Origin of the sequence: Kluyvera ascorbata, assembly GCF_023195735.1 — a bacterium.
Classification (GTDB): Bacteria; Pseudomonadota; Gammaproteobacteria; order Enterobacterales; family Enterobacteriaceae; genus Kluyvera; species Kluyvera ascorbata.
Map to the genome: position 1 here is coordinate 2,966,856 of NZ_CP096201.1, position 17,986 is coordinate 2,984,841.

Sequence of the window (17,986 nt, forward strand, 5' to 3'; positions counted from 1 at the left end):
GGAAAATTCACCGCGCAAAAGATACCGTCCAGACAGGAATTAGCCGGAGACTCACGATGCTCAATGCAGAACTCACTTCATCAGGCCCGATACTGGTCGACCCCGCTTCACAGGCCTTTCAGAAGGTGCTGAACCGGCTTGCCCCGACGGACGCCACGGTGCTGATTATTGGCGAAACCGGCACCGGTAAAGAGGTGGTGGCGCGTTATCTTCATCACCATAGCCCGCGCGCCAACGCGCCGTTTCTGGCGGTGAACTGCGGCGCGCTGACCGAATCGCTGGCGGAGTCCGAACTGTTTGGGCATGAGAAAGGCGCATTTAGCGGCGCGACGCACCGCCATGAAGGCTGGTTTGAAGCTGCGCAAGGCGGCACCCTGCTGCTTGATGAAATTGGGGAACTGAGCCTGTCGCTACAGGTCAAGCTGCTGCGCGTGCTCCAGGAACGTGAAATTACGCGCGTGGGGTCGCACAGGCCGATTCGCATCAATGTGCGGGTGATCGCCGCGACGCATGTCGATCTTAAACGTGCCATTCAGGAACGTCGTTTTCGGGAGGATCTTTTTTATCGCCTGAATATCGCTGCCGTCAATCTCCCGCCGCTGCGCCAGCGTAAACAGGACATTCCGGTGCTGGCCGCGCATTTCATCCAGCGCTACGCCCACCGACTTGGGCGAGCTGAACAGCAGATTGCCCCCGAAACGCTGGCACTGATGCTGACGTATCCGTGGCCTGGCAATATCCGCGAGCTGGAAAATACGCTGCACAACGCGGTCTTACTGAACCCCGACGCACTGCTCCTGCCGGAGCATCTGCGGCTCACGTCAGCCACATCACCACCGCTCCCCGCGCCGGATGAAAGCGACGAGCTGACCACCTTTATGCGCCGTCAGCTACAGACGCACAGTGGCGCACTGTATGACCGCATGGTGCGCGCCATGATCCAGACGGCAATGAGCCAAAGTGATAACAACCAGAGCCAGGCCGCCTCGCTGCTCGGCATGAGCCGCCATGCGCTGCGCACCCAGTTGGCGCACCTGGGGGTCATTAAGCAACGGCGCAAACCGGGCGAACCGTTGCCTGCGCCACCGCGCGAACGGGAGCTGCGTATTGGCTACCAGCGCTTTGGTAATCTCGGGGTGCTGAAAGCGCGTCAGCTTCTGGAGCAGTCCTTCGCCGATTCAGGGGTAAACGTACTGTGGAGCGAATATCCCGCTGGCCCACAGTTGCTCCAAGCGCTGAGTAACGATGAAATCGATTTTGGCACTACCGGCGAAGCGCCGCCCATCTTTGCCCAGGCGAAGGACAACGCGTTGCTTTACGTGGCCTGGGAGCCACCGGCACCGCGTAGCGTAGCAATGGTGGTGCCGCATGACAGCGACATCCGCTCAATTGAGCAACTCAAAGGCAAACGTATTGCCCTGAATAAAGGTTCAAACGTGCACTGGCTGCTGGTGCAGATTCTGGAAGAAGCAGGGCTGGGGCTGGGAGACGTCAAGATTGTGTATGCCCCGCCTAAGTATCCTTTAACGGCCAGCGACTATCTCGCGGCGGATGCATGGATGATGTGGGACCCGGTACTCAGCGCGGCGGAACGCAGCGGCACCCTGCGGGTGCTGGCCACCGGGGAAGGCCGGGTGAATAACCATCAGTTCTATATTACCCGCCGCCAGTATGCCCAGCATAACGAAGAGATTATCAGCGGCATCGTCGCGGCGCTGGTGAAAACCGGAAAGTTTATCGACAGGCACCGCCATGAGGCAGCGCAGCTTCTGGCAAGCGAACTGGGGCTGGATACCGGATCGCTGGTCTGTGCGCTGGCGCGGCGCAGTCATCAAACGCGTGAAATGGATATGCAGGCGATACGCGCGCAGCAAACGATCGCCGACCGTTTCTACGCGCTGGGCCTGTTGAACAGGCCCGTGGCTGTCAGAGAGGCGCTGTGGTACGCCAACACGCAGTGGGTTGAGCCGTGGGCCGCCGCTTAGTGTTGTTTAAACGTCGCAATCGGCTTCGGTGTGATACCGAAGTCTTCTTTTAGCTGCTGCTTGCTCTTCATCACCATCTGCCCTTGTGTGTCGATAGTCATGTGCTGCGCATCATCGTTGTAGCGAGACTGCCACAGCATCACCAGCTGCAGACAGTTTTCTTTCTGTTCAGCCGTCAGCGCCACGCCGTCAGGCCATTTTCCTAGCTCCACCGCGGTGACTAAACGCTGGTAAATTTCCGGTGTCATATTGTCGATCATTTGCTCAATACTCATCTTCAGCGCCTCTCCTCAGGAATAATTTGCTGAATCGTTTCTTCAACCCTTGGTCGCGTCGCCGTTCTCATCATCCGTGAAGCTTAACGACGCGGAGTTGACGCAAAAACGCTCGCCGGTAGGCTGCGGGCCGTCAGGGAACACGTGCCCAAGGTGCGCATCGCAATTACCACAACGAATTTCAGTGCGTTGCATGCCGTGGGAGTAATCATTGAGGTAACGGATGGCCGTGTCACTCACCGGCTCATAAAAACTGGGCCAGCCGCATCCGGAGTCATACTTACTTTGGGAGTGGAAAAGCGGCGCATCGCACACCAGACAATGATAAATCCCATCGCGCTTATTGTGCAGTAAACGCCCGGTAAACGGCGGTTCTGTGCCATGTTTCTGAGTAACGTAGAACTGCATTTCACTCAGGGTATTTTTCAGTTCTTCTGGGGTGTTTTTTTTCACCATTTTGCTCACATCTCATTATGAAAAATACATATGCCAGACGATTCTAACAAAACATTAACAATGAAGTGTGAACTTTTGTTCTAAACTTAATCGGCGTGAAAAGGCACCCGGGGAATTGTGACTTAAATCACATTTTTATCTTCTGCGCCCTTTAAAATCCCCGGCGCCGCCCTCATGTGGTTTCAAGCTCATAGGAAGAGTGAGACACGTCAGTCGACTAAAGCTTAGGCAGAGGATTGATTTGTCGCAATGATTGACACGATTCCGCTTGACGCTGCGTAAGGTTTTTGTAATTTTACAGGCAACCTTTTATTCACTAACAAATAGCTGGTGGAATATATGACTATCAAAGTAGGTATCAACGGTTTTGGCCGTATCGGTCGCATTGTTTTCCGTGCTGCTCAGGAACGTTCTGACATCGAGATCGTTGCAATCAACGATCTGTTAGACGCAGACTACATGGCTTACATGCTGAAATATGACTCCACTCACGGCCGTTTCAACGGTACCGTTGAAGTGAAAGACGGTCATCTGATCGTTAACGGTAAAAAAATCCGTGTTACCGCTGAACGTGATCCGGCTAACCTGAAGTGGAACGAAGCAGGCGTTGACGTTGTTGCTGAAGCAACTGGTCTGTTCCTGACTGACGAAACCGCACGTAAGCACATTGCTGCTGGCGCGAAAAAAGTGGTTCTGACTGGTCCTTCTAAAGACAACACCCCTATGTTTGTTAAAGGCGCTAACTTTGACAAATACGAAGGTCAGGACATCGTTTCTAACGCATCTTGCACCACTAACTGCCTGGCACCGCTGGCTAAAGTTATCAACGACAACTTCGGCATCATCGAAGGTCTGATGACTACTGTTCACGCGACCACCGCTACTCAGAAAACCGTTGATGGCCCGTCTCACAAAGACTGGCGCGGCGGCCGCGGCGCAGCTCAGAACATCATCCCATCCTCTACCGGTGCTGCTAAAGCAGTAGGTAAAGTACTGCCAGAACTGAATGGCAAACTGACTGGTATGGCGTTCCGCGTTCCAACCCCTAACGTATCCGTAGTTGACCTGACCGTTCGTCTGGAAAAAGCTGCATCTTATGAAGAAATCAAGAAAGCAATCAAAGCTGCTTCCGAAGGCGCAATGAAAGGCGTTCTGGGTTACACCGAAGACGACGTTGTATCTACTGATTTCAACGGTGAAGTTTGCACTTCCGTATTCGATGCTAAAGCTGGTATCGCACTGAACGACAACTTCGTTAAACTGGTTTCCTGGTACGACAACGAAACTGGTTACTCTAACAAAGTTCTGGACCTGATCGCTCACATCTCCAAATAAGTTGAGATGAGTATCTGATCCAAAAAGGCGACTTCGGTCGCCTTTTTTTATGACCAAAATATTTACACACCAAGGATTGCATCATGATTAACAAAATTTTCGCTCTCCCGGTCATTGAACAGCTTACCCCTGTCCTCTCTCGTCGCCAGCTTGATGAGCTGGAGCTTATCGTTGTCGATCATCCCAAAGTCAAAGCGTCCGTCGCTTTCCAGGGCGCACACCTGCTCTCCTGGAAACCAGCGGGTGAAGAAGAAGTGCTGTGGCTGAGCGACAACACGCCGTTTAAAAACGGTGTCGCCCTGCGCGGTGGCGTACCCATCTGCTGGCCATGGTTTGGCCCAGCGGCACAGCAGGGTTTCCCGGCGCACGGTTTTGCGCGCAACCTGCCGTGGGAGCTGAAGGCTCACAATGAAGATGACAACGGTGTCGTGCTGACCTTTGAACTGAAGAGTAGCGATGCCACTCGCCAGTACTGGCCACATGAATTCTCCCTTCTCGCGCGCTTCAAGCTGGGTAAAACCTGCGAGATGGAGCTGGAAGCACACGGTGAGTTCGAGACTACGACCGCGCTGCACACCTACTTCAACGTCGGTGACATTCACGCCGTCAAAGTTAGCGGCCTCGGCGATCGTTACATCGATAAAGTGAATAACGCTGAAATTGGCGAACTGAGCGACGGCGTACAGACCTTCCCGGATCGTACCGACCGTGTCTATCTGAACCCGGAAGCGTGCAGCGTTATCAGCGATGCGTCTCTGAACCGCACTATCGACGTGATTCATCACCACCACGTCAACGTTGTGGGCTGGAACCCAGGCCCGGCGCTGTCGGTCAGCATGGCCGATATGCCAGATGATGGTTACAAAACCTTCGTCTGTGTTGAAACTGCCTGCGCCAGCGCAACGCAGAAAGCCAGTGAAGAGAAACCTGCCCGTCTGAGCCAGACCATCCGCGTCGTTAAACGTTAATTCCCTCCCCTATATCTCGCTGGGCGATAACACATTGCCCGGCGCTTTTCCTCTACCGCGCATCAACAGACTTATTTAATCCAAAAAAGTTACCGGTAACATCACTTAGATCAAGCAGCCTGAAACATCCTGAAATAGGATTATTATTAGGTGATATTCTTATTTCACAACAAGAATATGCCAGTAATTTTCAAATAGTCACAATATTAATCTGAATAACACTCACTCTCATTCCCTTATCTACTGCGCGGCACTCAGGTATTTGCCTGTCTGATTCACCGTCAGCCCCGCAGCGCTCAACACCATTATTTTGTTTTTCCCGAGGATAATCATGCCTGTTTTTCACGCGCTTCCTTTCCGGCGCAGCACCCTTACTCTCACCGTGGGGCTTGCCCTGTGCGCCCTGACACCTAATGGAGTGAATGCTGCCGATGGTGCAGACGGCAGTGCCGCAACGCCTGATGCCAGCGCGCAAGGGGGTCACGGCGGCAATATGGATTTAGTGACCGGTGTCGGTGGCAACGGTGGGGCTGGAGGTGCCGGAGGGCGCGGACAGGCGAGCAGCGACGGACAAAGCGGTGAAGCCGGTAGCCTGAGCGGCAGCCCGATAGCCGCCGGTAACGGTGGGGCTCACCAGGAACCTGACCGCGTAGCCACTACCGGTGCCGGCGCTGCCGGCGGTGGCGGTGGCGGCGGTGCTGCGGGGGCTGTACTGAATGGATCCGGGCACACGCAAAACAACGCCACCATTCGGGGCGGCAACGGCGGGCGCGGTGGTAACGGCGGCTCAAACACCACGGACGTTGTCGATGCTGGGAACGGCGGCAACGGCGGTGACGGCGGTGGCGGAGGGAGCGGCGTGCTGCTCACCGCCAGCGGCAGCTATGACAACAGCGGCACAATAAGCGGCGGTAACGGTGGCACCGGGGGGAATACCGGCAGCGCCAGCGCGAATGATAAAACCAACAACGGTATCACTATCCATGCCGGTAGCGGCGGCGCGGGCGGTGAAGGTGGCGACGGCGTGACTGCAACAAAAGGCGGCAATGTCACCAATAGCGGCACCATCAGCGGCGGTAACGGCGCCACCGGTGGTCTGGCGGCCAACGCCAACAGCCAGCAGAACACCACGGTCACCGGCGTCGGCGGCACCGGCGGGAAAGCGGCCAGCGGCGGTAACGGCGTATGGCTCAGCGATACCAGTTCAATCACAAATACGGGAAAAATACTGGGCGGTATCGGCGGCAATGGTGGCAACGGCGGCGCGGTTGAAGCCGGTCAGGGAACCGGCGTTGTCGGCTATGGCGCCATCGGCGGCAACGGCGGCAGCGGGATCACCGTGGTCAATAGCGGCACTGTCACCAATCAGATGGGTGGCGAGATAAGCGGCGGCTATGCCGGGACCGGCGGCGGTGGTAACTCCAATAGCAGCGGTCTGAACCTCAGCGGCGGCGACGGTGGCGACGGCGGTAACGGTGGTATCGGTATTGCGCTGGAAAATGGCGGTACGGTCTCTAACTTCGGCAAGGTCATCGGCGGCGCGGGCAACCGTGGCGGCGGTAGCGGCAGCCTGGCAACCTCCCACGGCGGCGATTCCGGCATTGGCGGTATTGGGATTGATATCACCCAACAGGGGAAGGTGACCAACGAAGCGTCAGGGAAAGTGCTGGGCGGTAAAGGCGGAGATGACTCTGCTGGCGGCGGTGGCGTCGGGGGAATTGGCGGTACCGCCGTCAATATTACCGGCGCAGGCGATGTCCTTAATAAGGGCGAATTTACCGGCGGCGACGGCGGTGCGGGGGCTAATGCTAACGGTACCAACGCCGACGGCGGAACCGGTGGTCAAGGTGGCAACGGGTTATCCATTCACGGCAAAGGTACCGTCACTAACGCCACCAGCGCTACGGTCCACGGCGGTATGGGCGGCACCGGCGGTGGCGGCAGCATCGGCAACGGTGGCGTTGGCGGCAAAGGAGGCAACGGCGTACTGATTGGCGCAGGCGGCACGGTGACCAACGACGGTAACATTGTCGGCGGGACCGGGAATCGTGGCGGCGGCGGTGGTCAGTCTGACGGCGGCAGCGGCGGTGACGGCGTACATATCGAGGCTGGCGGCGGTACGCTGGATAACAGCGGCACCATTTCTGGCGGCAGCGGCGGCAATGCGGGTACTGCCACCGGCAGCGCGGGTGCGGGCGGCATCGGCGTGTACGGTAGCGATATGACCATCATTAACAGCGGTACGCTTCAGGGCGGGATGAGCCAGGATGGAACCACCCGCGCCCAGGCCGTGATGTTTGCCTCCGGCACCAACTCGCTGGCGCTACATGCGGGCTACAACGTGGTGGGTGATGTCAGCGCGGGTAACGGCGATGATACGCTGATCCTTGGCGGCGACCGTGACGCGGAATTTGATGCCGTAAGTATTGGCGACAGCGCCCAGTATCAGGGCTTCGATCATTTCAGCAAAGAGGATGCCAGCACCTGGCTTTTGAAAAACAGTACGGATTCGGTCACCCCCTGGACGCTGAAAGGCGGCGTATTACAGGTTGCCAAAGCCGAGAGCCTCGGCCAGACCGGAAGCGCGCTGACCTTCGACGGCGGTACGCTCCAGTTGCTCGACAACGTCTCACTGGACGCTTCACGGCCGATGACTCTCGCTGGCGCTGGCGGTACGCTGGATACTCAGGGCTACCGCGCCACGATAGACCAAGGTATGACCGGCAGCGGGAACTTCACCAAACAAGGGTCTGGTGCCCTCACGCTTACCGGTGACAGTACCTTTGAGGGTGAAACGACCCTTGCCGGCGGCAGTATGGATGTCATCGGCTCACTCAAAAGTGCGGTAACCGCACTGAACGCCACCGCCCTCTCCGGCACCGGCAGCGTCGGCAGCACAACGCTTGAAACCAACAGTTCACTGACCGTAGGTTCGCCAGCCGAGAGCGATGACACCGACGCGACCTTTACGGTTGACGGCAACCTCAGTAACGGCGGCAGCGTCACGCTATCACGCAGTCTGCTGCATGTGGGTAACGAGCTGGATGTCAGCGGTAATTATCGCGGCGAAGGCGATAGCACGCTGAATCTCAATACCGTACTGGGAGATGATGCGTCGCAAACCGATCATCTCAGCATTGCGGGTGATACCTCCGGCACCACGCGCGTCACGGTCAATAACGTGGGCGGTCTCGGCGCACAGACGAATCAGGGGATTGAGGTCATCAGCGTTGGCGGACAATCCGCTGCTGGCGCTTTCGTACAGGCGAACCGTGTGGTTGCTGGTCCGTGGGACTATAGCCTGGTGCAAAAAGGCCAGAACTGGTATCTGACCTCAATCAACACCAAGACGGTGACACCGCAGTATCGCCCGGAGGCCGGAAGCTACCTGGTCAACCTGGCCGCCGCCAACACCGTCTTTAGCCTATCGCTGGACGATCGTGAAGGTGCCACTGAGTACACGCCACAGTGCGCGAAGCGCTCTGCCCTGGCAAGCTCCTTCTGGCTGCGCCAGGAAGGCGGACAGAACCGCTCGCGCGCGGCAGGCGGGCAAATTCGCTCCCGCACCAACCGCTATGTGGCTCAGATGGGTAACGAATTCTGGCATGGCAGCAGCAATGGCGACGACCGCTGGGGCGCAGGGCTGATGGCAGGCTACGGTAACGTCTCAGGGCAATCGTCATCATCCCTAACCGGCTATCGTTCGCGTAACCATATGGCGGGCTATAGCGTGGGGGCGTACAGCACCTGGTATCAGAATGCGGTCAGCCGACAGGGTCTGTATCTCGATAGCTGGGTGAACTACAACTGGTTTACTAACCGGGTCAACGGCGATGAGTTGCAGCATGAAACCTATGACAGCCACGGTTTCACTGCCTCGGTGGAAACGGGCTATAACATGCTACTGCGGGAGCAGCCACGCCAGGATATCTATCTTGAACCACAGGCCCAGCTCACGTGGATGGGGGTCAAAAGCCCAGACCACATCGAAGCCAACGGTACGCAGGTGAAAGATAGTAGCAAAGGCAATCTGCAATCCCGTCTGGGGATGCGGCTCTATCTGCGCGGCCACCGCACGGAGGACGACGGCAAGGGGCGAGAGTTCAAACCATACGCCGAAGCCGACTGGCTGCACAATACCCATTTCGCCGAGATTAGCATGGGCGATACCTCGATTCGTCAGGAAGGCGCGGCCAATATTGCACAACTAAAACTCGGCGTGCAGGGGCAAATCTCCCCGTCGCTGAATCTATGGGGAGGCACCGCGATACAGGTGGGTGACCACAGTTATAGCGATGCGTCGATTATGATGGGCGTGAAATACGCCTTTAAATAAAAAAGCCTCACCACGGTGCAGCGCACCACGACGAGGCCCTTTTGCAGTGCAACCCCAACGCGCAAAACGTTGGGGTTCATCCCGCTGAAATTCGGGACAATTTAGAAAGTGTAGGTCACACCCGTAGACAGTAACCCGGTCCAGCTCTTGTCAACCATTGGGCTGTCGGTGATTTCGTCAGACAGACGGGTATAACGCGCGGTACCGTAAACGCTCCAGCTGTTCGCGAAGCGATAGTTGGCGGTCAGCTCCAGATACGGGTTCCAGCTGTTGCTTGGGTCGTAGCTTCTCAGACCACTTTTTGCCGCTTCATGATGCGAAACGCCGTAGTAGTACTGGTTCTGGTTTTCGCTGTTCCACTCAACGCCGATACCCGGCGTTAAGGTCAGGCCACCGTTGGTGTAGCGATACACCCACGCGGTATCCCACACCACCCCGTTACTGTTATCCAGAATGTCACCCGAAAGCGCGGTACGCAGAGAACCATACTGTGTGTGGTGCATCCAGGAAATACCCGCCATCACGGTAGATTTACGCTTATCAAGCTTACGCAGTTGGCTGTTGTCGCTGTCGCCCGGCTTAAAGTACATCGGAGACCAGTATCCCATCACCGAGAGTTGGTCTGTGCCGTCATTCCACAAATAGTAGCCGCCACCCAGACCACGGAACCAGAAGTTATCCCCTTCATAGTTGATAACCGGTACAGGGTATAAGTCATGGTCGTACTGCTTATATGGATGCTCAACAATCCCGACACCCGCACCCAGAGTCAGCTTACTTTCCGCCTGTACTGCGGTAGCAGAAGTGGCAATCAGGACCCCTAAAGCTAGAAGTTTGATTCGATTCACAATCTGTCATTCCTTTTTTCAACATTTCAGCGGGCTGAAGTTTACCTTTCGCACAGCCTAACGACAAATTTTTTACCTGTAATATCAGAATACGACTCATCAATATCTCGCCCAATGATGGCAACACGCTTGCAAATACGTGACAGCACTATGAAAGCGTAAAAAATATAAAAAGAATTAATGCCCGTATTTTTTGATGAGTTATTGATATGTCATTGAAAATCGTTTTTCCCGCCATGCAAGTTTTGCAAATGCCATCTACGCTTAATTTTAGAAGGTGTAATCGCAGCGCACGTTACCGTTAATCGTCCAACAACCTGGCACAAGGGTTGCTGGATTAAGGAGTGAGCGTCGTTCGGCTTACCTCTTCCGGGAGCCCCCACTATTCATACCAATGGCTCTTAACCTGTGCTAAAAAACGAAAGGACGGCATGCCATGAATATATTCGATCACTATCGCCAGCGCTATGAAGCTGCCAAGGACGAAGAGTTCACACTGCAGGAGTTTCTTACCATTTGTCGGCAAGATCGCAGTGCCTATGCTAACGCAGCAGAAAGGCTATTAACCGCTATTGGCGAGCCTGTAATGGTTGATACTGCCCAGGAACCGCGGCTTTCCCGTCTCTTTTCGAACCGAGTCATCGGACGCTATCCGGCGTTTGAAGAATTCTACGGCATGGAAGAAGCGATTGAACAGATCGTCTCCTATTTGAAACATGCCGCCCAGGGACTGGAAGAAAAGAAACAGATCCTCTACTTATTAGGCCCGGTCGGCGGCGGTAAATCCTCGCTGGCGGAGCGTCTTAAAGCGCTGATGCAGCGCGTACCTATTTACGTGCTGAGCGCCAACGGCGAGCGTAGCCCGGTTAACGATCATCCTTTGTGCCTGTTTAATCCGCAGGAAGACGCGCAGATTCTGGAAAAAGAGTACGGCGTGCCAACCCGCTATCTGGGCACCATTATGTCGCCGTGGGCCGCGAAGCGCCTGCACGAATTCGGCGGTGATATTACCAAATTCCGCGTGGTGAAAGTCTGGCCATCCATCCTTGAACAGATTGCGATTGCCAAAACTGAACCGGGCGATGAAAACAACCAGGATATCTCCGCGCTGGTCGGTAAAGTCGATATCCGCAAACTAGAACACTACGCGCAGAACGACCCGGATGCCTACGGCTATTCCGGTGCCCTGTGCCGCGCCAACCAGGGGATCATGGAGTTCGTCGAGATGTTTAAAGCGCCAATCAAGGTGCTGCATCCGCTGCTGACGGCCACCCAGGAAGGTAACTACAACGGGACCGAAGGGATCTCTGCCCTGCCCTTTAACGGCATTATCCTGGCGCACTCAAACGAATCTGAGTGGGTCACCTTCCGCAACAACAAAAACAACGAGGCGTTCCTCGACCGTGTTTACATCGTCAAGGTGCCTTACTGCTTACGCATCTCCGAAGAGATCAAGATTTACGAAAAACTGCTCAACAACAGTGAGCTGACCCACGCGCCTTGCGCGCCGGGAACGCTGGAAACGCTGTCTCGCTTCTCGATTCTTTCTCGCCTGAAAGAGCCGGAAAACTCCAGCATCTACTCGAAAATGCGCGTGTACGACGGTGAAAGTCTGAAGGATACCGACCCGAAAGCGAAGTCCTACCAGGAGTATCGCGACTATGCGGGCGTGGACGAAGGAATGAACGGTCTCTCTACCCGTTTCGCCTTTAAGATCCTCTCTCGCGTGTTCAACTTCGACCACGCCGAAGTGGCAGCGAACCCGGTACATCTGTTCTACGTGCTGGAACAGCAGATCGAACGCGAGCAGTTCCCGCAGGAGCAGTCGGAACGCTACCTGGAGTTCCTCAAAGGCTATCTGATCCCGAAATACGCCGAGTTTATCGGTAAAGAGATCCAGACGGCGTACCTCGAATCCTACTCGGAATATGGGCAGAACATTTTCGATCGTTATGTTACCTACGCCGATTTCTGGATTCAGGATCAGGAGTATCGCGACCCGGATACCGGACAGTTGTTCGACCGTGAATCGCTGAACGCTGAACTGGAGAAAATTGAGAAGCCTGCGGGGATCAGCAACCCGAAAGACTTCCGCAATGAGATAGTCAACTTTGTGCTGCGCGCCCGCGCCAACAACAACGGCCGCAACCCGAACTGGACGAGCTACGAGAAGCTGCGCACCGTTATTGAGAAGAAAATGTTCTCCAATACCGAAGAGCTGCTGCCGGTGATTTCGTTTAACGCGAAGACCTCAACCGATGAGCAGAAAAAGCACGACGATTTTGTCGATCGGATGATGGAAAAAGGCTATACCCGCAAACAGGTTCGCCTGTTGTGCGAATGGTATCTGCGCGTGCGTAAATCGTCATAACCACACGGTACCCGGCGGCGTTCGCGCTGCCGGGCCGACAACAATGTCCCGTAGGCCGGTTCATCCGGCACTTACAGGCGCAGTAAGTTGGCAAAAGCAGTTCAGGAGGGGCTATGACCTGGTTCATTGACCGGCGTCTGAACGGCAAAAACAAGAGTGCGGTTAACCGCCAGCGCTTCTTGCGCCGTTATAAAGCGCAAATAAAACAGTCGATCTCCGAGGCCATCAACAAACGTTCGGTGACCGATATCGACAGCGGTGAATCTGTCTCCATTCCGACGGATGATATTAGCGAGCCGATGTTCCATCAGGGGCGCGGCGGATTGCGGCATCGGGTTCATCCCGGTAACGACCACTTCGTACAAAACGATCGTATCGAGCGACCACAGGGCGGCGGCGGTGGCGGCGGTAGCGGTCAGGGACAGGCCAGCGCCGATGGCGAAGGTCAGGATGAGTTCGTGTTCCAGATTTCCAAAGATGAGTATCTGGATCTGCTGTTTGAAGATCTGGCGCTGCCTAACCTCAAGCGTAACCAACAGCGTCAGCTCACCGAGTTTAAAACACACCGTGCAGGCTTCACCGCCAACGGTGTACCGGCGAACATCAGCGTCGTGCGTTCACTGCAAAACTCCCTCGCCCGTCGTACGGCGATGACCGCAGGTAAACGTCGCGAGCTGCACGCGCTGGAAGCCACGCTCGATGAAGTGGCCAAAAGCGAACCGGCGCAGCTTCTGGAAGAAGAACGCCTACGCAAAGAAATTGCCGAACTACGGGCAAAAATCGACCGCGTGCCGTTTATCGACACCTTTGACCTACGCTACAAGAACTACGAGAAACGCCCTGAGCCTTCCAGCCAGGCGGTGATGTTCTGTCTGATGGACGTCTCAGGCTCGATGGATCAATCTACCAAGGACATGGCCAAACGCTTTTATATCCTGCTCTATCTGTTCCTGAGCCGAACCTATAAAAACGTGGAGGTGGTCTATATTCGCCACCATACTCAGGCCAAAGAGGTAGATGAGCACGAGTTTTTCTACTCACAGGAAACCGGCGGCACGATAGTCTCCAGTGCGCTGAAACTGATGGATGAAGTGGTGAAAGCGCGCTATGACCCGGCGCAGTGGAACATTTACGCCGCGCAGGCGTCGGACGGCGATAACTGGGCGGACGACTCCCCGCTGTGTCATGAAATTCTGGCGAAGAAAATTCTGCCGGTGGTGCGTTACTACAGCTATATCGAAATCACCCGGCGAGCGCACCAGACGCTGTGGCGTGAATATGAACATCTGCAGCAGACGTTTGATAACTTTGCCATTCAGCACATTCGCGATCAGGAAGATATTTATCCGGTCTTCCGTGAACTGTTCCACAAGCAAGGTAGTACAATCAAGGATTAATCAATATAAATCAGCCAGTTATATTTTATTTCTGGCTGATTTTCCTTTCTTGCGAACTGTTATTTTATTCTTTCCTAATCAGTGAGTTAACTTTCATTTTAGGGAATAAATTTCATCAATGGCTGTTAACATCAAGTCAACTGAACATGAATGTTGTCGTTCTCACTTGTTCAAAGGGATTTCAAATCTTGCGAGTTTTCCTATTAAATCAGTGTAATACAGTGATTTTTCGCCAATAGTTCATAATTAAGTGATCAATATTATCAGTCAGTTACAAGTGTAATAGCGTTCCCATGGCGAAAGATTTATTGCAATTAAGGTCCGCTATGAGCGAAGAGCGGACCCTGGAATACTGTATATTCTCTAAATTTGAATAGTAAGGTTACCGGGATACATCCACGATTACGGGATCATACTGGAATTAACAGAGGTTGGGCGGAGCATAACTTACCGCCTGAATCCCCATTTTGACTGGAAGGGTACTGTCAGCAACCACAAAAGAGCCTTTTAAAACGGCTTCAGCATCATACTGGGTGAAGGTATAAGTCTGGTGGCCGACAGAACACATCTTGGGCAGGTTGTATTCTTCCTATGATGAGTTTTTAAGGTGAAAGGTTATTTTACTTTCCTCAGATGAGCTTTGAAAACTGAAGCTGACATCATTTAAATCCTCGTCTAGGCCGTTTTTATCAAATCGCTGACAACTTAAATTACCCCACATATCTTCATAGCAAATAGAAAAAACTTTGAGGTGAAGTTTTTTATCATTAAGTAAGTAACTACCGAAAGCTTCCTTGGATAAGGTGTTCGATATTCCAGAGAAAAATGATAACTCTACATCATTATTACAGCACTCTACACCAATCCATTGGTGTATTTTAAATGTTATTTCATTATAATTAATGTCATTTATTGTTAGTTTTTTGGTGTCAACATCGGAACCTATTACCTTAGCTTGGATAGAAGACTGTAATAATAAGGCAAATTGAGACCTCGTTAGCTTTGAGAGAATGTCATCGTTTTTTAAAATATCTTGAATGGCATTTGTAAAATTAGAAATTTCAAAATTCTCATCTTTCATGAAGCTTTTAATTATATCGGCATTACTAAGGTAGTCTTTTAGGTATTTAGTTTCTGTGTGTTTGTAATAGTAACACTTGTCTGAAATGCAGAGTACACTAATTGCTGGATTTGTTAAGAAGTTAACATCGTTATCATAATATCTGCTAAGTTCGCTTTTTTTCGCGTTACTTGAAAAAGCAAATAGAACAGTGGGGGAGCGTCCGCCAATTGATCGAAATTTTCTAAATTTTTCAATTGTTGTTTCGAGCTCTTTTGCTGTTAAAGTTGATTTAACCTCAATATTATATCTAACTGCCTCTACAGGGACGAAGGCAAGTTCACTATTTATATATGGCGGCAGGATTTCATTATCATAAATTACAATATCAGTTTCGTTTGACTGCTCTCCAGATGAGTTTTCAATTATACCTTTTGAAATCTCATACTTCCTTGGGATAACGTCTTTTATTAATTTTATCAACTCCACTTCGTTTAATCCACCCTTTACGCCTTGATGTTCAACGTTTTTATTTATAGTGAACTCTTGCTTTAACGTTTTTATTCTAGATGATATTTTCTCGGAAATGATGCTCATGCTAATGCCTCCCCCAGCTAACTTATTTTCTATGATTTTAAAAATTATGAACTATACAGGCCATTATTAGGTCTGCTTTTATTGGTCTTTAACAAAACATCTACGGAAAATTTATATGCTTTTAATGAAATCCCCCACAACTCATTTGTATTGATACTCCCACCACAAACTAAAGCAACCAGTTTTCCATCTTCACCGATAATTGGTGCGCCGCTACAACCTTGGAAATGTTGGTGGCCTGGATGATTGAAAGGAAGTTTAAAATAATGATAGTCACCTTCGGTACGAAGATACTCAAGGCCAGTATAAATGCGGAATTCAGTAACTAGAAAATTATTTTCCCCACGCTGAACTATTGATGGCTTAACGAGCCCACTAAAACCATACTTAGTGTTTGTACATGGTTGATTTTCTAAAGAAGATGTCAGTATGGAAATATATTCTTCAGAAAGGATTTCAGTAGTGTTTGGGTCTATTTCTTGGCGTTTGGCAATTGTTGATTCTGGCACTTCAACGTAGGAAAAATCAACATCCACAATTTCCGAAGTATTTATTTTGATTTTCCTTAAAGAGTTGACTCCGCCTAACCTGTATAATTCTGCACCTCGATTAGGAACATACTGTTGCTGAATAGCCCATACTTCGCCATTTCCGGTTGCATGCTGGACGGATAGAAGCAATTTTTTTTCGCCATACCTTACAAAACACCCCGAAGCTATCCCAGTTGGGAGGCCTCTAACGTCAGTAGACACAAGCGGTACGGTGGATAGCCAGAGTTTTCTTTCAAAATTTTCATTCATATGCCTATCGTCCTTTTACAAAAAACCAACAGAAAGTACATGCTTTGATTAAGATGCAATCTGACTTTTTACAGTATGTTATCCAAGATTAAACTAGCTCTGTGGCATCTATAATGCAATGTGTTTCCAGAGATTTATGATATGTCAATCGATATAATATTTATAGGCAGTATGTTTGCTAGATGGGAGAAATCTAACTCAGTGAATATAGCTGTAATTTGAGTTAGTGGCTCAATGAGCATTTCTCTAACGGAAGCATCCAAAAAGCTAAAGATACCTGTTTATGCCAACGTCCGCTTCTGGCTGTGAGTTCAACCGATGGATGCAACACATTGATTGAACCGCTCTGCGGGTGATTCATAGTCTAGCGTTTTTCTCGGCCTCTCGTTGAGCTGTCTGGCAACACTGTTTAGTCTTTGCTGGCTGTGAACCGATAAGTCAGTTCCTTTTGGAAAATACTGTCTGAGTAATCTGTTTGTATTTTCATTTGAGCCGCGTTGCCAGGGGGATTGAGGATCGCAGAAGTAAACCTGAATATCTGTAGCTACGGTAAACCGGGTATGGCTGGTCATTTCAGCACCCCGGTCCCATGTTAATGTTTTATAAAGCTCAGCAGGTAATTCACGGGCTTGTTTGATGAGTGCAGATATAACCGTTATGGTCTTGTTGTCCCTGACTTTGGCCAACATAACAAAACGGGAATGACGCTCTACGAGGGTGACGATATAGGAGTTTTTAGAGCCCTGGATCAGATCACCTTCCCAGTGACCTGGTATGGCTCTGTCAGCTGCTTCAGGTGGCCTTTCGCTGATAGAGATCGTATCCGGGATTGACCCTAATCCTTTCCCTTTAAGCGATGATGTTCTGGATCTACGCACGACTCTTCCGCTTCTGAGGCATTGCTGCAGTTCTTTTTTTAATGCACCCCGGGTTTGTATAAAAAGCGTTTTATATATCGTTTCGTGTGACACATGCATTTCCTGACTATCCGGATAACAGCGTTTCAGCCAGCCGGCGATCTGTTCCGGCGACCAGTCCTGATGCATCTTCTCTGCAATGATTTTACACAATGCGGGGCTTTGAATTAGCTTGCAAGGTTTTGGTCTCAGAGCATTTTCCCACGCAGCAGTATCGGCTTTTGCTGCACGGTATTGTTTTGCACCACCGTGTCTCCTAATCTCGCGGCTAATCGTTGAAGGAGCTCTTGATAATTTGGCAGCGATGTCCCTGATGCTGCGTTTTGCTACCAATCCTCTGGATATTTCCTCTCTTTCATCAAGCGAGAGCGCTAACCGGTGCCGCCTTCGCACGGGAGGACGGTAGCCACCTGTCTGGTGGATTGTAGGCATAATAGAAGAGTGAAATCTGTCGAACATTCTGGCGATATCGTGCAGGGAATCACCTTGCTTATATCGGTCCCAGATAATCGCTTTCTGTTCTGGCGTGTAGTAAATGCGCGTTCTTCGTTTCATGGCAACGTCCCCCCTTGATCAAGGATAGCGTTGCATCGACCCGTTGAACTCACAGCACAAAGCGGACTTTTGGCGCCCTTTCAAAT

At 52.0% G+C, this 17,986-nt stretch carries 12 protein-coding genes; 6 read left to right on the plus strand and 6 right to left on the minus strand.

The window, feature by feature from the left end:
• Nucleotides 1-56: 56 nt before the first annotated feature.
• Nucleotides 57-1,985, plus strand: a complete 1,929-nt coding sequence (locus MY052_RS14215) for a sigma-54-dependent Fis family transcriptional regulator (RefSeq protein WP_248537253.1) — start codon at nucleotides 57-59, stop codon at nucleotides 1,983-1,985.
• On the opposite strand, the gene MY052_RS14220 is transcribed toward MY052_RS14215, so the two are convergent.
• Nucleotides 1,982-2,260 (minus strand): YeaC family protein, encoded by a 279-nt coding sequence (locus tag MY052_RS14220; RefSeq protein ID WP_035894598.1) that lies wholly within the window; start codon nucleotides 2,258-2,260, stop codon nucleotides 1,982-1,984. The two genes, MY052_RS14215 and MY052_RS14220, sit on opposite strands and share 4 nt — an antisense overlap.
• A gap of 42 nt (nucleotides 2,261-2,302) precedes the next feature.
• Nucleotides 2,303-2,716 (minus strand): peptide-methionine (R)-S-oxide reductase MsrB, encoded by a 414-nt coding sequence (gene msrB / locus MY052_RS14225; protein ID WP_035894600.1) that lies wholly within the window; start codon nucleotides 2,714-2,716, stop codon nucleotides 2,303-2,305.
• A gap of 339 nt (nucleotides 2,717-3,055) precedes the next feature.
• Between msrB and gapA the strand changes: the two genes are divergently transcribed.
• The 3 genes from gapA to MY052_RS24185 all read left to right on the plus strand — a co-directional run bounded on the left by gapA (nucleotide 3,056) and on the right by MY052_RS24185 (nucleotide 9,355).
• Nucleotides 3,056-4,051 (plus strand): glyceraldehyde-3-phosphate dehydrogenase, encoded by a 996-nt coding sequence (gene gapA / locus MY052_RS14230; protein ID WP_035894601.1) that lies wholly within the window; start codon nucleotides 3,056-3,058, stop codon nucleotides 4,049-4,051.
• A gap of 83 nt (nucleotides 4,052-4,134) precedes the next feature.
• On the plus strand, nucleotides 4,135-5,019 hold the full coding sequence (locus tag MY052_RS14235; protein WP_035894602.1) for a D-hexose-6-phosphate mutarotase: 885 nt from the start codon (nucleotides 4,135-4,137) through the stop codon (nucleotides 5,017-5,019).
• A gap of 331 nt (nucleotides 5,020-5,350) precedes the next feature.
• Nucleotides 5,351-9,355 (plus strand): autotransporter outer membrane beta-barrel domain-containing protein, encoded by a 4,005-nt coding sequence (locus MY052_RS24185; RefSeq protein ID WP_276522974.1) that lies wholly within the window; start codon nucleotides 5,351-5,353, stop codon nucleotides 9,353-9,355.
• Nucleotides 9,356-9,456: 101 nt separating this feature from the next.
• Here MY052_RS24185 and MY052_RS14250 read toward each other — a convergent pair whose 3' ends face one another.
• Nucleotides 9,457-10,203, minus strand: a complete 747-nt coding sequence (locus MY052_RS14250; RefSeq protein ID WP_248537254.1) for a MipA/OmpV family protein — start codon at nucleotides 10,201-10,203, stop codon at nucleotides 9,457-9,459.
• A 436-nt stretch (nucleotides 10,204-10,639) separates the two neighbouring features.
• Here MY052_RS14250 and yeaG point away from each other — a divergent pair, with 436 nt between their 5' ends.
• On the plus strand, nucleotides 10,640-12,574 hold the full coding sequence (yeaG, locus tag MY052_RS14255) for a protein kinase YeaG (RefSeq protein WP_035894607.1): 1,935 nt from the start codon (nucleotides 10,640-10,642) through the stop codon (nucleotides 12,572-12,574).
• A gap of 113 nt (nucleotides 12,575-12,687) precedes the next feature.
• On the plus strand, nucleotides 12,688-13,971 hold the full coding sequence (locus MY052_RS14260; RefSeq protein ID WP_035894609.1) for a YeaH/YhbH family protein: 1,284 nt from the start codon (nucleotides 12,688-12,690) through the stop codon (nucleotides 13,969-13,971).
• A gap of 589 nt (nucleotides 13,972-14,560) precedes the next feature.
• On the opposite strand, the gene MY052_RS14265 is transcribed toward MY052_RS14260, so the two are convergent.
• From MY052_RS14265 to MY052_RS14275, 3 genes are all read right to left on the minus strand, one after another.
• Nucleotides 14,561-15,628, minus strand: a complete 1,068-nt coding sequence (locus MY052_RS14265) for a DUF6602 domain-containing protein (RefSeq protein WP_248537255.1) — start codon at nucleotides 15,626-15,628, stop codon at nucleotides 14,561-14,563.
• A gap of 44 nt (nucleotides 15,629-15,672) precedes the next feature.
• Nucleotides 15,673-16,428: a hypothetical protein gene (locus MY052_RS14270; protein ID WP_248537256.1), complete on the minus strand. Its 756-nt coding sequence runs from the start codon at nucleotides 16,426-16,428 to the stop codon at nucleotides 15,673-15,675.
• Nucleotides 16,429-16,739: 311 nt separating this feature from the next.
• Nucleotides 16,740-17,900 (minus strand): IS30 family transposase, encoded by a 1,161-nt coding sequence (locus MY052_RS14275; RefSeq protein WP_115074693.1) that lies wholly within the window; start codon nucleotides 17,898-17,900, stop codon nucleotides 16,740-16,742.
• Nucleotides 17,901-17,986 lie beyond the last annotated feature (86 nt).